General features: G+C 60.7%; 13 protein-coding genes. 4 read left to right on the top strand and 9 right to left on the bottom strand.

Going from position 1 to position 16,777, the window contains the following annotated elements; genetic code table 11:
* Positions 1-48: 48 nt before the first annotated feature.
* Complete coding sequence (locus H7B67_RS08295) at positions 49-969, bottom strand: polysaccharide deacetylase family protein (RefSeq protein WP_185119340.1); 921 nt, start codon at positions 967-969, stop codon at positions 49-51.
* Positions 962-2,293 carry an MFS transporter gene (locus H7B67_RS08290; RefSeq protein WP_185119339.1) on the bottom strand — a complete coding sequence of 444 codons (1,332 nt, stop codon included), beginning with the start codon at positions 2,291-2,293 and terminating at the stop codon, positions 962-964. Before H7B67_RS08290 ends, H7B67_RS08295 begins: the two co-directional genes overlap by 8 nt.
* A gap of 240 nt (positions 2,294-2,533) precedes the next feature.
* On the opposite strand from H7B67_RS08290, the gene H7B67_RS08285 reads away from it, so the two are divergent.
* The 3 genes from H7B67_RS08285 to H7B67_RS08275 all read left to right on the top strand — a co-directional run bounded on the left by H7B67_RS08285 (position 2,534) and on the right by H7B67_RS08275 (position 6,405).
* The gene (locus H7B67_RS08285) at positions 2,534-5,233 is read left to right on the top strand and encodes a winged helix-turn-helix domain-containing protein (protein WP_185119338.1); all 2,700 of its coding nucleotides are present in this window, start codon (positions 2,534-2,536) and stop codon (positions 5,231-5,233) included.
* A 159-nt stretch (positions 5,234-5,392) separates the two neighbouring features.
* A complete protein-coding gene (locus tag H7B67_RS08280; RefSeq protein ID WP_185119337.1) occupies positions 5,393-5,704 on the top strand; it encodes a hypothetical protein in 312 nt (103 codons plus the stop codon).
* Entirely contained in the window at positions 5,701-6,405 is a 705-nt protein-coding gene (locus H7B67_RS08275) for a hypothetical protein (protein WP_185119336.1), read from the top strand. Before H7B67_RS08280 ends, H7B67_RS08275 begins: the two co-directional genes overlap by 4 nt.
* A 366-nt stretch (positions 6,406-6,771) precedes the next feature.
* Here H7B67_RS08275 and H7B67_RS08270 read toward each other — a convergent pair whose 3' ends face one another.
* From H7B67_RS08270 to H7B67_RS08255, 4 genes are all read right to left on the bottom strand, one after another.
* Complete coding sequence (locus H7B67_RS08270) at positions 6,772-9,060, bottom strand: DNA topoisomerase 3 (RefSeq protein WP_185119335.1); 2,289 nt, start codon at positions 9,058-9,060, stop codon at positions 6,772-6,774.
* Positions 9,061-9,218: 158 nt separating this feature from the next.
* A complete protein-coding gene (locus H7B67_RS08265; RefSeq protein ID WP_209649156.1) occupies positions 9,219-10,055 on the bottom strand; it encodes a carbohydrate ABC transporter permease in 837 nt (278 codons plus the stop codon).
* A complete protein-coding gene (locus tag H7B67_RS08260) occupies positions 10,052-11,002 on the bottom strand; it encodes a carbohydrate ABC transporter permease (protein ID WP_185119334.1) in 951 nt (316 codons plus the stop codon). Before H7B67_RS08260 ends, H7B67_RS08265 begins: the two co-directional genes overlap by 4 nt.
* Before the next feature lie 52 nt (positions 11,003-11,054).
* Entirely contained in the window at positions 11,055-12,380 is a 1,326-nt protein-coding gene (locus tag H7B67_RS08255) for an ABC transporter substrate-binding protein (RefSeq protein ID WP_185119333.1), read from the bottom strand.
* A gap of 235 nt (positions 12,381-12,615) precedes the next feature.
* Here H7B67_RS08255 and H7B67_RS08250 point away from each other — a divergent pair, with 235 nt between their 5' ends.
* Positions 12,616-15,096 carry a helix-turn-helix domain-containing protein gene (locus H7B67_RS08250; protein WP_185119332.1) on the top strand — a complete coding sequence of 827 codons (2,481 nt, stop codon included), beginning with the start codon at positions 12,616-12,618 and terminating at the stop codon, positions 15,094-15,096.
* A gap of 206 nt (positions 15,097-15,302) precedes the next feature.
* Here H7B67_RS08250 and H7B67_RS08245 read toward each other — a convergent pair whose 3' ends face one another.
* Genes H7B67_RS08245 through H7B67_RS08235 form a run of 3 tightly spaced genes read right to left on the bottom strand, consistent with a single transcriptional unit; the run spans position 15,303 to position 16,597 of the window.
* Entirely contained in the window at positions 15,303-15,512 is a 210-nt protein-coding gene (locus H7B67_RS08245; protein WP_185119331.1) for a YwbE family protein, read from the bottom strand.
* A gap of 40 nt (positions 15,513-15,552) precedes the next feature.
* Positions 15,553-15,882 (bottom strand): hypothetical protein, encoded by a 330-nt coding sequence (locus H7B67_RS08240; protein ID WP_185119330.1) that lies wholly within the window; start codon positions 15,880-15,882, stop codon positions 15,553-15,555.
* Between the two features lie 13 nt (positions 15,883-15,895).
* Positions 15,896-16,597: a pirin family protein gene (locus H7B67_RS08235; RefSeq protein WP_185119329.1), complete on the bottom strand. Its 702-nt coding sequence runs from the start codon at positions 16,595-16,597 to the stop codon at positions 15,896-15,898.
* Positions 16,598-16,777 lie beyond the last annotated feature (180 nt).

The following is a 16,777-nucleotide window of genomic DNA, read 5'->3' as shown; positions in this document are numbered from 1 at the left end:
CTGGCAGTATTTCCATGGTTGCCAGAGGGTTGGATTATTATGCAAGAGTTATGGGCTGATCAGCGTCTTCGCCAGCCTGGCCGCCGCCTTCAGACGAGAGCGCGGCCTCGTCCGCTGCACGTGGCGGTAATCGATCAGCTCGACCGCCGCGTCCTTCAGCGCATAGCCGAAATCGTCGTCGAGGGCAAGCCGGTATTCCCAGACGCGCTTGGCCCAAGAGGGAACCGCCTTCGCCAGCTCCTCGTCCTCCGCGGCCGGATGGATGTACGTCTCGCTGATCCCTTCGGGCAAGTCGTACAGCTTCGCGATCATCATGGCCCGGAACGATTCGTACGTCTCCCCCTCCTCGAGATGGTAGGGATGGCTGAGCAGATAGTCCGGCAGACCGACTCCGAGCGTATCGGCCAGGGCGACGACTTGGGTCAGGGCCCTTCGCGTGTCCCGATTGTCGATCGAAGCCATGAACGCATCCTTCTCGTAGAATCGGCGGAACATCCTAAACGGCAGCCCTCGGCGCGAGCACTGCCAGAAAGCCTGGGGCAGATAGGTACGCCCCGTCGCCGTGCCGTACAGGCTGCCCATGTGGTTGTCGGCGTGCGACAGGCTTAAGCCCGCTTTCCGCGCGGCCTCGAATTGGGCGGCGATCTCCAGGCGGACCGCCTTCGGATCGGCGCCCCGTTCGAATTCCGCCACGGTATGGTACATATGCCCGCTCTCGTCGTGCAGAGAAGGATGCCCCGTCAGGCTCGGCCAGCGGATCGCGTCGTATTCGCTCGTGAACGTCAGGTGCAGGCCGACGTTGTCCGCTCCCTTCCGCCGAGCCCACGCCGCCGCCTGTTCGAAGCCCGGGGCCGGAGCCATGATCGTCGCCGACGATACCTTGCGTTCCTCCAGCAGATGAATGATCGCCTCGTTGGCGGCAGGGCTCTGGCCGAAGTCGTCGCAGTTCAGAATCAATTTTCTAGCCATGGAGGCTTCCTCCCGTTCCTGTTCCCGAGTCGCTCCTAACCTTGGGCGCATCTTCGCCCCCGATATCCTTCATGAGCATGGAGATGCCGAAAGAAACGGCAAGCAGAAGCAGAGGCACGACGCTGACGAGGACGCGGAACGTCGTCTCCGGGCGCGGCCCCGGGTCGTCTCCGCTCACGTAACCGTAGAGCAGCCCTACGATCCAGAATGCCAGCGCCGAGATCAGTCCGCTCGAACGCGTGATGAAGCCGCCTACGGCGGTGTAGATGCCTTCGCGGCGGCGGCCGGTCCGCTCCGCGTCGAGGTCGACGATTCGGGCGGACAGCACGTTCGGCGTCACGAGGAACCCGGCCATGCCGAAGCCGACGACGATGCCCGCGGCGACTCCTCCTCCGAGGCTCTGCGCGAACCAGAGCGGAATCGCCGAGAGCCCGTAAACGACGAGCGCCGCCCTCCAGCTCCTCAGTCCGCCGAATCGGCCCACGACCCAGTACCATACCGCGACGAGCGGAATGACCGTGACGAAGATGGAGCCGAGCAGGATGGCCACCTGGCTCTCGGGAATCTTAAGCGCGTATTTGGCGTAAAAGGGAATCATCGACCCGAGCAAGCCGTTTACGGTCTGGGCGAAGGAGTTCGCGATGTTGAACGTCCAGAAAGGCTTGTTCGTCAACGTCTCGCGGAACGCCTGCTTCAGCGGGAGAGGCTTCTCGGCGCGTGCTCCCTCGTCTTCCCGAACGGAGAAGGCGAACCACAGCATGAAGATCCCGAACACGAGAGCATACAGGACGGCCATCGGACCGAAGCCGAGGGAATCGTAGATCAGGGGAGACAGCGCGGTCGCGATAAGGATGGCGAGAATCTGATAGCCTTGCTGGATCGCGGACGCCTTCGCCCGCAGCCGTTCTCCGCGGAACAGCTCGGGGAACAGCGCCCCGTAGTTGACCCATAGCAAGGTGGCCACGGCCTCGAACAGGACGAGCGCCGTCAGGAACCAGACGAACAGACCCGAATCTCCCAAGCCTTCGGGGACGGCGAACACCATGACGAATGCGAGCATGAAGAACGGAACGGAGAAGAAAATCCAAGGCCTGCGCCGGCCGTACCGGGTGTTCGTCCGGTCGGACAGATAGCCGGCCATCGGGTTGTTGACCGCGTCCCAGATCAGGTAGACGACGCGGGCAAGCGTGGCGAGCCCGACCCCGAGGCCGAGCTTCTCTACGTAATAATAGCTGTAGAACGAACTGAAGGCTTGACTGGGGACCATCATGGCGAACATGCCCAAAGCGTAAGCGGTCGGCGAATTCAGGAATTTCCTGCTCATCGATCTAGGCTCCCATCGGCTTGGAATGCAAGCGGCCATTCCATTGCGTGCTCTATGCTCTAATCCTATTGCCTTCGTATTGTCCTATGCCTTTATTCTCTCTCCGGGGCCGACTCTCCTGTCGATCGCTTGGCAAAGCGAAGGGTTCGTCTTCATTCGCGTATCTGGCAGTGGTGCAAATCGGTCTTTCAAGATATTCTATTGGATATGAAGCGATAGAATGGGGAATCGATTCGATCCATGAACAGGCCGATCTTAACCACGAAGCTGTATATCCCCCTCCCACGTTCCCGAGTCGTCTCTCGCCCGCACCTGATCGAGCGGCTGAACGAGGGTCTGGACCGCAAGCTGACCCTCGTCTCCGCCTCCGCCGGCTTCGGCAAGACGACGCTGGTCGGCGAATGGGCGGCCGGGTGCGGTCGTCCTGCCGCGTGGCTGTCCTTGGACGAAGGAGATAACGATGGCGCAAGCTTCCTGGCTTACCTAATCGCGTCTCTTAACACGATGGCCGGGGATTTCGAAGAAGCGATTCATCGATTCGATTCCGGGCAAGCTTCGCTGACCGAATCGAATCTAACGAACCTCCTTAATGATATTTCGGCCCTCCCTTACAAATTCGTTCTGGTCCTCGACGACTACCATGCGATTAGCTCCAAGGCAATCGATGAGGCCCTTGCCTTCCTGCTGGAGCATCTGCCGCCGCAGATGCACCTGGTCGTCGCCACCCGCGAAGATCCGCAGCTGCCGCTCGGCCGATTGCGCGCGCGAGGCCACTTGACCGAGCTTCGTGCCGCGGACTTGCGCTTTTCCGCCGGCCAGGCGGCCGCGTACTTCGACCAGGTGATGGGCCTGTCCCTCTCCGCAGATGACATTGCCGCGCTAGAGAGCCGTACCGAGGGCTGGATCGCCGGGCTTCAGCTGGCGGCGCTCTCGATGCAGGGGCGCGAGAACATTCCGGCATTCGTTCGCGCTTTCGCCGGTGACAACCGGTACATCGTTGACTATCTGGTCGAAGAGGTGCTCCGGCGTCAGCCGGAGCCTATCCGGAACTTCCTGCTTCGAACCTCCATCCTCGACCGGCTGTACGGCCCTCTGTGCGATGCCGTCACTGGCCAAGAAGATAGCGTCGTGCGGCTGGAGGACTTGGAGAAAGGCAACTTCTTCGTCGTGCCCTTGGATGACAAGCGACAATGGTATCGCTACCATCACCTCTTCGCCGAGGTGCTCTCCGCGCATTTGAAGGCGGATCAGCCGGACCGGGTGGCGGAGCTGCACCGGCGCGCAAGCCTATGGTACGAGCGGTACGGCTCGGTCTCCGATGCGATCCGTCACGCTTTGGCGGCCCAGGATTTCGCGCGGGCGGCGGACTTGATCGAGCTTGCTTGGCCGGCGATGCGCAGGGATAGGCAAGGGCGCGCCGTATTGGGCTGGGCGAGATCGCTGCCCGACGAGCTGGTACGCCGCAGGCCTGTCTTGAGCGTCGAGTATGCTTGGGCTTTATTGGCGGGCGGGGAGCTTGCGGCCGTCGAGGAGCGGCTGCGAGACGCCGAACGGTGGCTGGAGACTCCCGAGGATCTGCGCGCGGGAACGACGGAGATGGTCGTCGTCGATCATGAGGAATGGCTTCTCCTTCCGGGCACGATCGCCGGATATCGCGCCGCGCGCGCCCAGGTGCTGGGCGATATCCCGGCCGCTATCCACTACTCCCGGCGGGTGCTTGACCTCGTGCCGGAGGGAGACTGCCTTCGGCGCGGCGCGGCATCGGCGCTCCTGGGGCTGGCCGCATGGACGGGCGGAGATCTCGAGACGGCGCACCGGATGTTCTCCGAGGGCATGGCCGGAGTGAGGCTTGCCGGGAACATCTCGGACGCCATCGGGGGCACGATCGCCCTGGCCGATATTCGGATCGCGCAAGGCCGCTTGCGCCAAGCCATGCGTACCTATGAGCAGGGATTGCAGCTGGCCGCGGAGCACGGCGAGCCTAGACTGCCGGTTACGGCGGAGATCTACGCGGCCATGAGCGAACTCTGCCTCGAATCCAACGATCTTCATGCCGCCAGCCAACACCTATTGAGGAGCAAAGAGCTATACGAGCGCTCCGGCCGCCCGCAAACCGGAGTTCGCTGGCACGTCGCCATGGCTCGACTATCGGAGGCGCAGGGCGACTTGGACGGCGCCGCATCCCATCTTCAAGAGGCGGGGCGCCTGCATGCGGGCGGCTTTTTCCCCGACGTGCGTCCGGTATCGGCTTTAAAGACGCGGATTTGGGTCGCGCAGGGCAAAGCGGACGATGCCCTCGGCTGGGCGCGGGAACGGGAGCTGTCCTCCGAGGACGCTCCTGCCTATCTCCGCGAATTCGAGCATATCACGCTGGCACGGGTGCTGCTGGACAAGTATAAGCGCGATCGCGCGGACCGCTTGTTCCGTGAGGCGATGGACCTTCTGAAGCGACTGCTCCATGCCGCGGAAGAAGGAGGCCGAACGGGCAGCGCGATCGAAATCCTGATCTTGCAGGCGCTTGCCCGCCAGATGCAAGGCGATATCCCTGCGGCGCTCGACCCTATGGAACGCGCCTTGAGCCTCGCCGAGCCGGAAGGCTACCTCCGCATCTTTGCGGGCGAAGGCCGGCCTATGGCCAGCCTGCTGGAAGCCGCGCGGAGAAAGGGAGTCTCCCCCGGTTATGTGCCTCGGCTCTTGTCAGCCATTGGCAAAGCCGAGAGCGGAGCGACTTCCAAACAGACGTTGATCGAACCGCTGAGCGATCGGGAAAACGAGGTGCTTCGTCTATTCCGAACCGAGCTGAGCGGCCCGGACATAGCCCGCGAGCTTCACGTGTCTCTGAATACGCTGAGATCCCACACCAAGAACATCTATAGCAAGCTTGAGGTGAACAGCCGTCGGGCAGCGGTCCGCCGAGCCGAGGAGCTCGGCTTGTTCTAGCGAGTCTAACGCCCCAAGTCCCGCTGCCGGAAGGTTTAGCTTCTGGCGGCGGGTTTTTTTTGTGCGCTGCAAAAATCACCACATGTGGGGATGCCGGCTCCCTACGGGAGCGTGTATCTTCGAATTAAGAAAGCAGTCAAGCAACGGAGGAGGCGCAGCATGAGGGGATCGCACGAATCCGATAACGACGATCGGGAGCCTGGCCGGTACGAGATTCGCGTCAAAGGGCATCTGGATTCCAGGTGGAGCGATCGGTTCGAAGGGTTAATCTTCTCTTACGAAAGCAATGGAACGACCCGCCTCTGCGGCCCCGTGGTCGATCAAGCCGCACTGCATGGTTTGCTGAGAAATATACGCGACCTCGGCTTGACGTTGATCTCCGTCGTTTGGGTGAACCCCGAACGACAGGATACGGCGGAGTTTAATAGCGACACAGACCATACATTCGATAAAAAGGAGACGAGTTTATGAACGACAATCGCAAAGCCGCAGCCAGGAACAAGATAACCGCATCGGGTCTTATTCGTTGGTCGGGAGTGGCCGCAATATTGGCAGGACTCCTGTTTATCGCGATCCAGATGATTCATCCTGCCGATGAACTCGCGTCCGTAAGTACGGACGCGTGGGCCGTTGCCCATTGCTTGACCATCCTCATGTGCCTCCTTGCCCTTATCGGCATTACGGGGATCTATGCCAGGCAAGCGGACAAAGCCGGGTGGCTCGGATTGGCCGGTTATCTCCTGTTCAGCCTCGAGTTCGCTCTTCTAATGGCCCTTACCTTCATCGAAGCGTTCATCCTGCCTCTTCTCACGACCGATGCGCCGGAGCTCGTGGAGGGATTCCTGGGGCTCTCCAGCGGAGCCGGCAGCGAGATGGACCTCGGAGCCCTCGTCGCGGCGGGGCCGGTGTCGGCGGTCGCCTATTTGGCAGGCGGTCTGCTGTTCGGGATCGCAGCTCTTCGTACTCGCATCCTGTCGCGATGGGCGGCCGGCCTGCTGGCCTTCGGGGCCGTGGCTTCCCTTGCCGCCGCGGTTCTCCCGCACGAGCTCGGACGGCTGGCGGCCGTGCCGATGGGCTTAGGGCTGGCCTGGCTCGGATTCTCGCTTTGGTCCGAACGGAGAGAGTTGACCCCGAGCGCGAACGATGCGCCGACCGGCCGCCACTTCGGGTAATTCGGAGGAGCTTCAACCCGAATCGATGGCAGATTAAAGGACGCACGAAGCCGGAAAAAAAGGAATCACCACGCCTTAAAACGGGTTAACCGCGATTCTTGCGGACATACGGTCCGTTAAAAACGTCGAAATGGCCTCATTAAAATGTAACGGACACAGAAAACCCTTAGAAGAGTAAAACCGCCCTTTTAAGGCTATTTGCGAACGCTAAAGGACTGTAAGTCCGTTACATTTCCAAAGAGCGATAAACCAACGTTTAAGAGTCGCCGGTGTCCGTTAGCCGATAACGGGCATGTAAGTCGACGTATGACTTTCTCGACAGTCTGAAGCTCGGCGCGATGACGAGCTTCTTCGCTTCTTGCATGCTTATTCTCTCTCCAGAGCCAACTCTCCCGTCGCCGGGTTCGCGAGAACGATTCGGGCGTCGTAAGGCTCTCCCGACGCGCTCTTGAACTTGAGCTTCCCGGTCTTGCCCTTCTCGATCAGGCTGCGAACCATGGCGTCGGTGAGCGAGCGGCCCTGGTTCTCCTTCCAGATGACGAAGGAGCACCCGCTCTTGTAATGGCTGCAGCCGTAGCCTTTGCGGCCCATGAAGATTTGTCCGCCGCAGCCCGGCCGCGGACAGGCCCCGACGACGGCCGGAGCCCCGGGGGCGGCGGCCGTCTTCTCTTGCGGAGCGCGGGAGGCCGTGGCCGTCCCGCTCCCGCCCTTGGCGGCGCCGCGCTTGCTTCCGGAGGAAGCCTGGCGCGAGCCGCCTTTCTTCGCCCCGGCCGGCTTGTCCGGCTGGGCGAAGGCGGCCTTGACGGCGGGGCGCTGAACCCGCACCTTGTCGATGATCTGCACCGTGAACCGCTTCACGTTGTTCATGAACTGCTCGGCCGACGCCTGACCGCGCGCGATCTCGTTCAGGCGCTGCTCCCAGCGCCCGGTCATCTCGGGCGAGGTGAGCAGCTCGACGCCCGCTCCGCGGATGAGCTCGACCGCCGTCCGCCCCTTCGGCGTGATGACGATCTTCTTGCCCTGCATGTCGATGTACCCGACATTCTTGAGCCGCTCGATCGTCGCCGCGCGGGTCGCCGGGGTGCCGAGCCCGCTGTCCTTCATCGCGTCGCGCAGCTCCTCGTCCTCGATCTGCTTGCCCGCGCTCTCCATCGCCTTGAGCAGCGTTCCTTCCGTATAAGGCTTGGGTGGCTGCGTCTCCTTCGCCTTCACCTCGGCCTTCTCGCATTGAACCGGCTCCGAGGCGTTCAGCTCGAACGCGCCGTCCGTCTCTTCCTCCTCGTCCTCCTGCTCCTGCGAGTCGGCGTTCGCCTTGCGCCCGCCCTTTTTCCCAGAACCCGTGCCATCCGAATCGCCGCTATAGATGACCTTCCAGCCGAGCGACAGCAGCTGCTTGATCGTCGTCTTGAAGCGCTCTTCCTCTACCAGCGTCATCACCGTGTGGACCTTGTACTCCGCCGCCGGATAGAAGTGCGCGAGGAACCGCCGGACGACCAGATCGTAGATCTTCTTCTCGTCCGGGCTGAGCGACCCCGCTCTCTTCAGCGTCGGCATGATCGCATGGTGATCCTCGACCTTGGCCGGATTGCAGACGGCCTTGTTGTTCTTGTGCACGAATCTTTTCTCCCCGCCGTTCACGAGATTCGTATAATCCGAGTTCCCGCGAAGCGAATCCAGAACCCGGTGCATCTCGGGAATGTTCTCTTCGTTCACGTAGTTCGAGTTCGTCCGCGGATACGAGATGACCTTATGCTTCTCGTAGAGAGCCTGGGCGACGTCCAGCGTCTTCTTCGCGGAGAAGCCGTACTTCCCGTTCGCTTCCCGCTGAAGCAGCGTCAGGTCGTACAGCTTGAACGGATACTCCTTCGTATCCTTGACCTCGTAGCTCTCGACGGCGCCCGGCTTGCCCCGCACCTTATCGGCGATCTTCTTCGCCTTCTCCTCGTCCATGATGCGGTCTCCCTGCCACATCCCGCGGTAGGTCGTCGCTCCTTGCTTGAAGTACCCGTGAACCTCGTAATACTTAAGGGAGTCGAACGCTTCGATCTGCTTCTGCCGATCGTAAATCAGCGCCAGTACCGGCGTCTGGACGCGCCCGACCGAGAGCAGCTCGTTATGCTTCGTCGTGAAGGCGCGCGACCCGTTCATGCCGATCAGCCAATCCGCTTCGCTGCGCGCTCTCGCCGCCTCCGTCAGGTTCGCGTATTCCGCGTCGTCCCTCAGCTCGTCGAAGCCGCGCCGGATCGTCTCCGCCGTCAGGTCGGAGATCCACAGCCGGCTCACCGGCTGCCGCAGCTTCAGATGCCTCCGGATAAGCGAGAAAATATGCTGCCCCTCCCGCCCGGCGTCGCAAGCGTTGACCAGGCGGTCGCATCTAGCCGCGAGCTCCTTGATGACGGTCAGCTGGTCCTTCGTCTTCGGGTTCGGCAGCAGCTTGAACTCCTCCGGAATGATCGGCAGGTCGCCGAAGTTCCACTTCTTATATTTGTCGTCGTAGCGATCCGGCTCGGCAAGCCCGATCAGATGGCCTATCGCCCACGTAATGATGTACCGTTCTCCCTCCAAATAACTCCGCATGTTCTTCGCCTTCGGCTCGATAACCGATGCGATGTTGCGGCCCATGTCCGGCTTCTCCGCGATCACCAACGTTTTCACAGGGCACGTTCCTTTCGAGGGTGTTCGTTCTTCGCTTCCGTCTAGCACTCCCCCTATTCTATCACATCGCGCCCTTCCCCGACGCGCAAAGTAAAGAAACCTCCGAGGCCCGATAAGGCCCCGGAGGTTCCCTGCGCGCAGCATTCGCGCCGCGTCCCTCATCCCTTCACGGCGCCGGCCGTCAGGCCGGACACCATGTACTTCTGGAAAAATAAGAACAACAAGGAGATCGGAACGATGGAGGTGACGCACACTGTCATGATGCTCGACCAGTCGTAGGACAGCTCCCCGATGTAACGAATGGCAATCCCCGCGTTCAAGGATCGCAGCGCGTCCTGGTTGATGAGCGTGATCGAGTAGAGGAAGTCGTCCCATGACAAAATGAACGAATAGATGCCGATCGAGAACAAGCCCGGCTTCGTCAGCGGAAGAACGATGCGCAGCAAGATGCCGAACCGCGACGCGCCGTCGATCTTCGCAGACTCCTCCAGATCGATCGGGATGCCGTCGAAGAACACCTTGATCATCCAGATCGAGAATGGCAGGCAGGACGTCGTCAGCGCGATCACGAGTCCGCCCCGGTTGTTCAGCAAGCCGTAGTTGTTGTACATCGTGTACAGGGCGATGAGCAACGAGACGACCGGAAGCATCTGGGTCGACAGGATGCTCATCATCGCCAGCGACTTGAAGCGGAATTGGAACCGCGAGAAGCCGTACCCGGCGAACGTGGAGGCGAGCAAAGTGACCGCGGTCGTGCAGAAGCTGACGAGGAGGCTGTTGCGGTAGTAAGTCAGGAAGACTTTATCCGCGAACAGCTTCTCGTAATGGCTCGTGACCGGATTCGACGGCCACCACTCGGGAGGCAGCTTGAACAGGACGGAATTGTCCTTGAATGACGTGAGCAGCATCCAGTACAACGGGAACAGCAGGAAGAGCAGGAATGCCGCCAGAATTAGCGCGGAGACAACCCCGTTAATGCGTCGGCTGCGGTTCAATGCGCGCCGCCTCCTTTCCCTTCGCCGATCGAGAACAGGCGGTTATAGATCCATGAGAACAGCAGCATAATGACCAGCCAGATCGCTCCGATCGCCGCGCCCTTGCCCAGGTCGAGATCGATGAAGGCGGTCTTATAGCTGAGAATGGACAGCGTCGTCGTCGCGTCGACCGGACCGCCGCTCGTCATGATCCAGAATAACGGGAACATTTTGAAATTCTCGATGCATGCGATGAGCGTAACCGTCTGAATCGTGTTCTTCAGCATCGGCAGCGTGACGTACCAGAACTGCTGTCGTTTGTTCGCGCCGTCGATCATCGCGGCCTCGTACATGTCGCCGGGAATGCCCTGCATGCCCGCCAGCAGCATGGTCACCATGAACGGGAGCTGCTTCCACAACGCCGCTGCCGTCACGGCCCACAGCGCCAGATGAATGTCGGACAGCCAATTGAGCGGCTTGTCGATCAGATGCAGGTATTGCAGCACATAGTTGACGATCCCGTACTGAGGCTGGAACAGCCACATCCACAGCAGCGCCCCGATGATGGTGGGGATGACCCACGGAATGAGGACGACGGTCCGGATCGCCCGGCGCATCGGGATTTTGCCGTTCAGAATGAGCGCCAGCGCCATGCCGAGCACGAACTGAAGGGCGACGATCGTGAAGACGTAGCGGAACGTCACGGCGACCGAGTGCCCGAAATCACCGTCCGCGAACAGATTCCGGTAGTTGGCGAAGCCGTTCCAGGAGAGCGACTTCATGCGCAGAAGAGTGACATCGTAAAAGCTCAGGTAGAGCGATTTGACGATCGGAATGCCGATCGTGAACAAGAGGAGCAAGAGCGCCGGGCTAATGATGGCCGCCAGGAACAGCCCATCCTTCGTTTTCTCGCTTAGCCGGCTTGCTCTGCCGGTGCCGGACGCATCCAGCCGGACTGCCTTCTCCATGCTGTATCACTTCCTTGAACATTCGATTGGGAGCGTCCCGGTCCGGCCGGGCTTACTTCATGATTTGCTTCAGCTTGGCGTCGAGCTCCGAGGCCGCCTTCTCCGGACTCTCGCCCGCGACGGTTACCTTTTGCACCGCCTCGGCGATCTCGAGATACGCTTGCTCGAGTCCCTGGTTGTTCGTCGGCAGCGCCTTGATGTGATGCATCTGGTCGTTCAGCGTCTTGTCGAAGTCCGTCGCGTTGAATTCCGGAAGCACTCCGATCGACTGACGGGCGCTCATCACGTCGCTATTGTCGTGGTATAGCTTGATCATGTCCCGGTCCGTCAGGAACTTGATGAATTCGGCGGCCATCTCCGGATGCTTGGAGTCCTTGCTGATGACGAGGCCGTGGGCTTCTCCGATCGAGACGCTCTCGCCGGTCTTGTTCGCCGGGATGAGCGAGACGCCCCAGACGGAGTCGAACGCTTCGCCCTTGCCGCTCAGGTTCTGGAACACCTTCCGGCCGTAGTATCCGTCGGCGTACATGCCGAGTCGGCCGATGCTGAACAGGTTGCGCAGGTCCTTGAGCTTCGCGCCCTGCGGGGACAGCCCGTCCTTCACGATGTCCTGATAGTATTTAAGGGTTGCGATGACTTCCGGCGTGTTGACATTGACCTTGCCGTCGGCGTCGAACACCGAACCGTTAAAGCTGTAGATGTTGCGCAGCGCGATCATGCCGTTGATCGGCAGCTTCTCGGTCGCCTCCCCGAGTCCGTACACCTGCTCGCCGCTGTCGGTCTTCAACTTGGAGATTTTGCCCGCGAACTCGAGCATCTCGTCGTACGTCTGCGGAGCGCGGTCCGGCAGGCCCGCCTTCTTAAATAATTCTTTGTTCCAATAGAGAACGTAAGGAGACGGCGCCCACGGCACGCCCATCAGCTTGCCGTCGTACGTGTAGTCTTCTTTGTAGGAAGGAAGCAAATCGTTGATGTAGTCCTGTCCGAGCAGATCGTCGAGCGGACGCACGATATCGGAAGCCGCATAGGTCGGGAACGATGCCGTGAACGTCTGGATAATGTCCGGCGCATTGCCCGATGAAGCCATGACGAACGTCTGCTGCTTGATGTCGCCGAACGGAATGCCGACGAATTCGATCTTCACGTTCGGATGCTGCGCGGCGAATTGATTGGCCATCTCTTCCAAAGCGCCCTTCGTCGCTTCCTCGCTGATGCTCCAGGACGCGAACTTGAGCGTGATCGGCTCGTCGGCTGCCGGGCTGCCGCTCGACGCGGCCGGGGACGCGGATGAATCGTTATTATTTCCGTTGCTGCCGCAAGCCGTCAGCAGGCCCGCCACGGCCAGCGTCACCAAGCCGGTTTTCCAATGTTTGCTCATCTGTTGTTGACCTCCCGTTTTATGGTTCGTGCGTTTCGCCTTCGCCCTCATCATAGAGGCGGAGGACCCTCGGCGTAAACGATACGAATGCGGCTTCGATCGCTCAAAAGCGACATTCGGGCATATTCAAATTGTGACTTCCGTATTCACTTTGTGATATTCCTCACTCCGGGCGTTCTCAGAAGCTCCCTCTCGGGACTTCTCTATGTCATAATGGCTTTGGGGGCTGATAAAGATGAACGTCAGGCGATTCGCCGCGCGCAAACCGAACAAGCTGTTTTTATTTTATTTCCTCTCCTTCTTTATCGTTATTCTCGTCCCCGTCCTGCTGCTGGGCGTCTCGTCTTACCGGCTGGCCTACGGCTCGATCGCCGGCGAGATCCGGAGCGGCAACGAGAACGCGATCGGGCAGACCGGAGCGGCGCTGGACCGGATGCTCGAGGAGATGCTGTCGCTGTCGATCCAGCTCGGCCTCGACGGACGCATCTACGCCACCTCGCAGAACGCGGAGAGTTCTTACCTGCTCAACGACGTCAAGGACCGCATCTCGTCCCTGGCTTCCGAGCATGGGTATATTCATTCGATCCAAATTTATTTTGCCGAATCCAAGACGATCCTGTCCTCGGACGGTCCGAACCGCAAAACCCCGGGCCAGCCGATCGACCAATGGGTCGTCCAAGCGGAGGCCGGCCGCAGCAATGTGCTCTGGCTTCCGACCCGCTCCTTCGTCAACCAAGACGGTAACGCTTACAAAATCGCTACCATCGTCGTCAAGCTTCCGTTCGCCTTCCCCGAGACGACCGGCTACGTCGCCATTCACTTCAACGAGGACGAGCTGAATGCCTATCTGCGCGCGATGCATTCGGACAATCATACGCAAGCGTATCTGATCGACGAATCGGGCGCCGTCCTGTCGGCGTTCTCGGCGGCGGAGCCGCAGCGGATCCCGAGCGCTTCCGAGATGGGCGGCGTTCTCCGGGCGAGCGAACGCGGCGAGCGGAAGCTTAAGATGGACGGCGCGGAATCGCTCGTCTCCGTCGGCGATCCGCTGCTCAACCATTGGCGCCTCGTGTCCGTGACGCCTCTGCGCTACCTGGACGACAAGCTGAGCTACATCCGCAACGTCATTCTGCTGATCGGGCTGCTGCTCGTGTCTCTCGGCGTCGTCATCTCGTTCTTCCTGTCTCGAACCTTGTACAACCCGATCAAGCTGCTGATCGACAAGACGACGCGCTTCCATAAGGAGCTGTCCGCAACGCCGGGCAAGGAGCACTCGCTCAAGGACGTGTCCGATATTCTCGACCAGTTCTATTCCAGCCATCGCAAGCTGGAGTCGTCCTACAACGCGTATCACCCTCACTTGGTCAGCCGATTCGTGAACGACCTGCTGAGCGACAAATTCAACGAGTCGGCGCCGGAGATCGAGCAGGCGATCGCCGAGCTGCAGCTGCCGATCCTGTCCGGAAGCTTCGTCGTCATGCTGATCGAGATCGACGATTACGCCAAGTACAAGGAGCGCTTCAGCCCCCGCGACTTGAGCCTGCTTCGCTACGCCGTCCTGAATATCGCCCAGGAGACGGCTTCGCAAGGCCGCCCGTGCTTGTCGGCCGAGACGGGCGACAACCGGATCGCCGTTCTCCTCGGCGCGAGCGCGTACCCATGGCCGCCTGACGGGGCGCACACGGAGACGGCGGAATCGTGGGCGGAATCGCCGGCAGGGGGATCGTGGACAGAGTCGCCTGCGAAGGGATTGGCGGCGATGCCGGCCGAGACGTTCGCGTTGACGCCGATCGATACGGCCGCGGAACGGTTCGCTGTCGAGCCAACCCGCGAGCTGAGCGCCTTGGCCGGCGCGGTCATCGAGTCGATCCGCCGATACTTGCCCTTCTCCGTCACGATCAGCTTCGGCACGCGGGTGGAGACGCTAGGCCGGGTGCACGTCTCCTACCGGGAGGCTCAAGAGGCGATGCGGCACAAGCTATGGAATCCGGGCGAGCCGATCCTGTTCCCCGAAGGGAACGTGAGACCCGCCGCCTTCGAATACTTCTATCCCGCGCATCTGGAGAAGACGCTGGCGAACAACCTGCGGGCGGGGAACGACGAAGAAGCCGTCCGCGCGCTGAAGGAGGTTCGCGAGTGGCTGCTCGCCAGGCCCAGCCTGACCTACGAGAACGTCATCCGGATCTACAATCGGCTCGTCGACGCCATGATCGACGTCGTGACCGATATCGGCCTTGCCTGGGAGAGCGCCTACGGAGAGGGCAACGTCTACCAGGAACTGACGCGCCACGAGACGGTTCGCGACCTGCACGAATGGGTCGTCGTCGTGGCCGGGCGAGTAGCCGAGACGGTACGGGGCCAGACTCGCGGCTCCTCCAAGGTTAACGCGGCCATCGCCTTCATCGCCGACCGGTACCGCGAGGACATCTCGGTGGAGAGAATCGCCGACGCCGTGGAACTGACTCCCGCTTATTTGAGCCGGATCTTCAAGCAAGCCACCGGCAAGACGGTGCTCGAATACTTGACGAGGCTTCGCATCGACCACAGCAAGCGGCTGCTCCGCGAGACGTCGCTGACGATGCAGGATATCTCGCAGCAGGTTGGCTACAACAACGCCAACAGCTTCATCCGGTTCTTCCGCAAGCACGAGGGCATTACGCCGGGCGAATACCGCAAGCTGCAGGAGCAGGCGGCCGACAATGAAGCTTCGCGATGACCGGCTCTTTCCCGCGGGCCGGAGCCCAGGTCGTGATGGCTATGCCGCGAACTCGGCGTTTAGCTAAGAAGAGAAAAACCGTTCCGGCTATTCTGTCCGCCCGTAGACGCAAATAAAGGGAGGGAGCCTACGGCCGTTGCCGGGGGCTTCCTCCCTTTATCTCTCTTCCATGACTCATGGACGTTAATCCGCCTGTCGGTTTCCTCTTATTCGCCTTCGTGCAGAATGGCCTGAACTCGGCCCACCTGGCCGTCCGTCAGCCGAACCTTGATGCCATGAGGGTGAAAAGCCGAATTCGTCAGCAGATCCTTCACCGTGCCGCGAGTCCGCTTGCCGGTCCGTTGATCCTGCTTCAGCACGATATCCACCCGAAGTCCCGGTTTCACGTCCGCCCGGTTCTGCCCATTGCCCGCCATGCCGTCTTCCCCTTCCGCTTACTCGTTCTTGCGCGGGCCGTCAGCTCAAGTAGTTGTCCGGAACGTACTCGATCTTGGACGCCGCCGTTACGGAGAGCTCCCGCTTCTCCTTATTGTACTCCACCGGGCCCTCGGATACGTAAAACCATGTCTTCACCGTCGGCCGATCCTTATATTCGCGGAAAAGGAACATGTTGAGCTCGTGGCGGAGTTCGAACAGTTCTTCGACAAGCTCGTTCCATTCCGTCTGTATCGTAACGCAGCAGCTTCCGTCCGCTTTCTCCTCCACCGCGTAGGGCAGCGGATGCTTGGCGGTGTCGACGAAAATTTTGCCTCCGACCGCATGCTTGATGATTAACGTCTCTCTCATTCCCGCATCCTCCTTATGGCAAGTCGATCAGTAGAACGAACGCCGGTCCGCCCGGCGCGGCGAGCTTCAGCTCGGACACCTCGGCGATCCTGGCCGAATCCCTCTCGCCGAGACGAACGCCGTTCGCCGTCAGCTCGCCTTCGATGGCGAACAAGTAGATCCGGCGACCCGGTTCCTGACGGAACTCCAGCTCGCGTCCCGCTTCCAGCCGGCCGAGATAAATCGTCATGTCCTGCTGGATGGACGCGGCGTCCTCGGCTCCCGTCGGCGTCACGACCGGATGCAGCGCGTTGATCAGCTTGCTCGGATCGTAGCGGCTCGTCTCGTACGAAGGCGTAGTCCCGCGCTCTCTCGGCATGAACCACATTTGAAGGAAGTTCAATTCCTCCGTGCCGGACGGGTTGTACTCCGCATGAATGACGCCCGAGCCGGCGCTGATGCGCTGAACCTCCCCCGCCTTCGTGATCTCGATATTGCCCAGGTTGTCCTCGTGGCGAATCTCGCCCTTCAGGATAATCGAGACGATCTCCATATCGCTGTGCGGATGCGCTCCGAACCCTTTGCCAGGGGCGACGAAATCGTCGTTGAACACGCGCAGAACACCGAAGCCGCTGTTGCCCGGGTCCGAATAAGCGCCGAACTGAAAGCTCGGACGGCTCACCAGCCAGCCCGTATCGACCTTGAACCGGGATTCTCCGGGGTGAACTTTTATCATAATGGATCCCTCCACCTATATATAATAAAGCTACTAACCAAATTGTAGTCTATTTCGGCTGCAATCTCAACTGTCGATGCCCGAAAGTGCACCATCGAATTGTTGTTAAGGCTCGAGTCGATCTCCCATGGTGGGCTTTTCCGGAGAGCGGTCCCTCCTCCGGAAACGCAAAAAAGCGAT

It is taken from the genome of Cohnella thailandensis (genome assembly GCF_014212135.1).
GTDB lineage: Bacteria > Bacillota > Bacilli > Paenibacillales > Paenibacillaceae > Cohnella > Cohnella thailandensis.
This window is presented reverse-complemented; position numbering and strand designations above follow the sequence as displayed.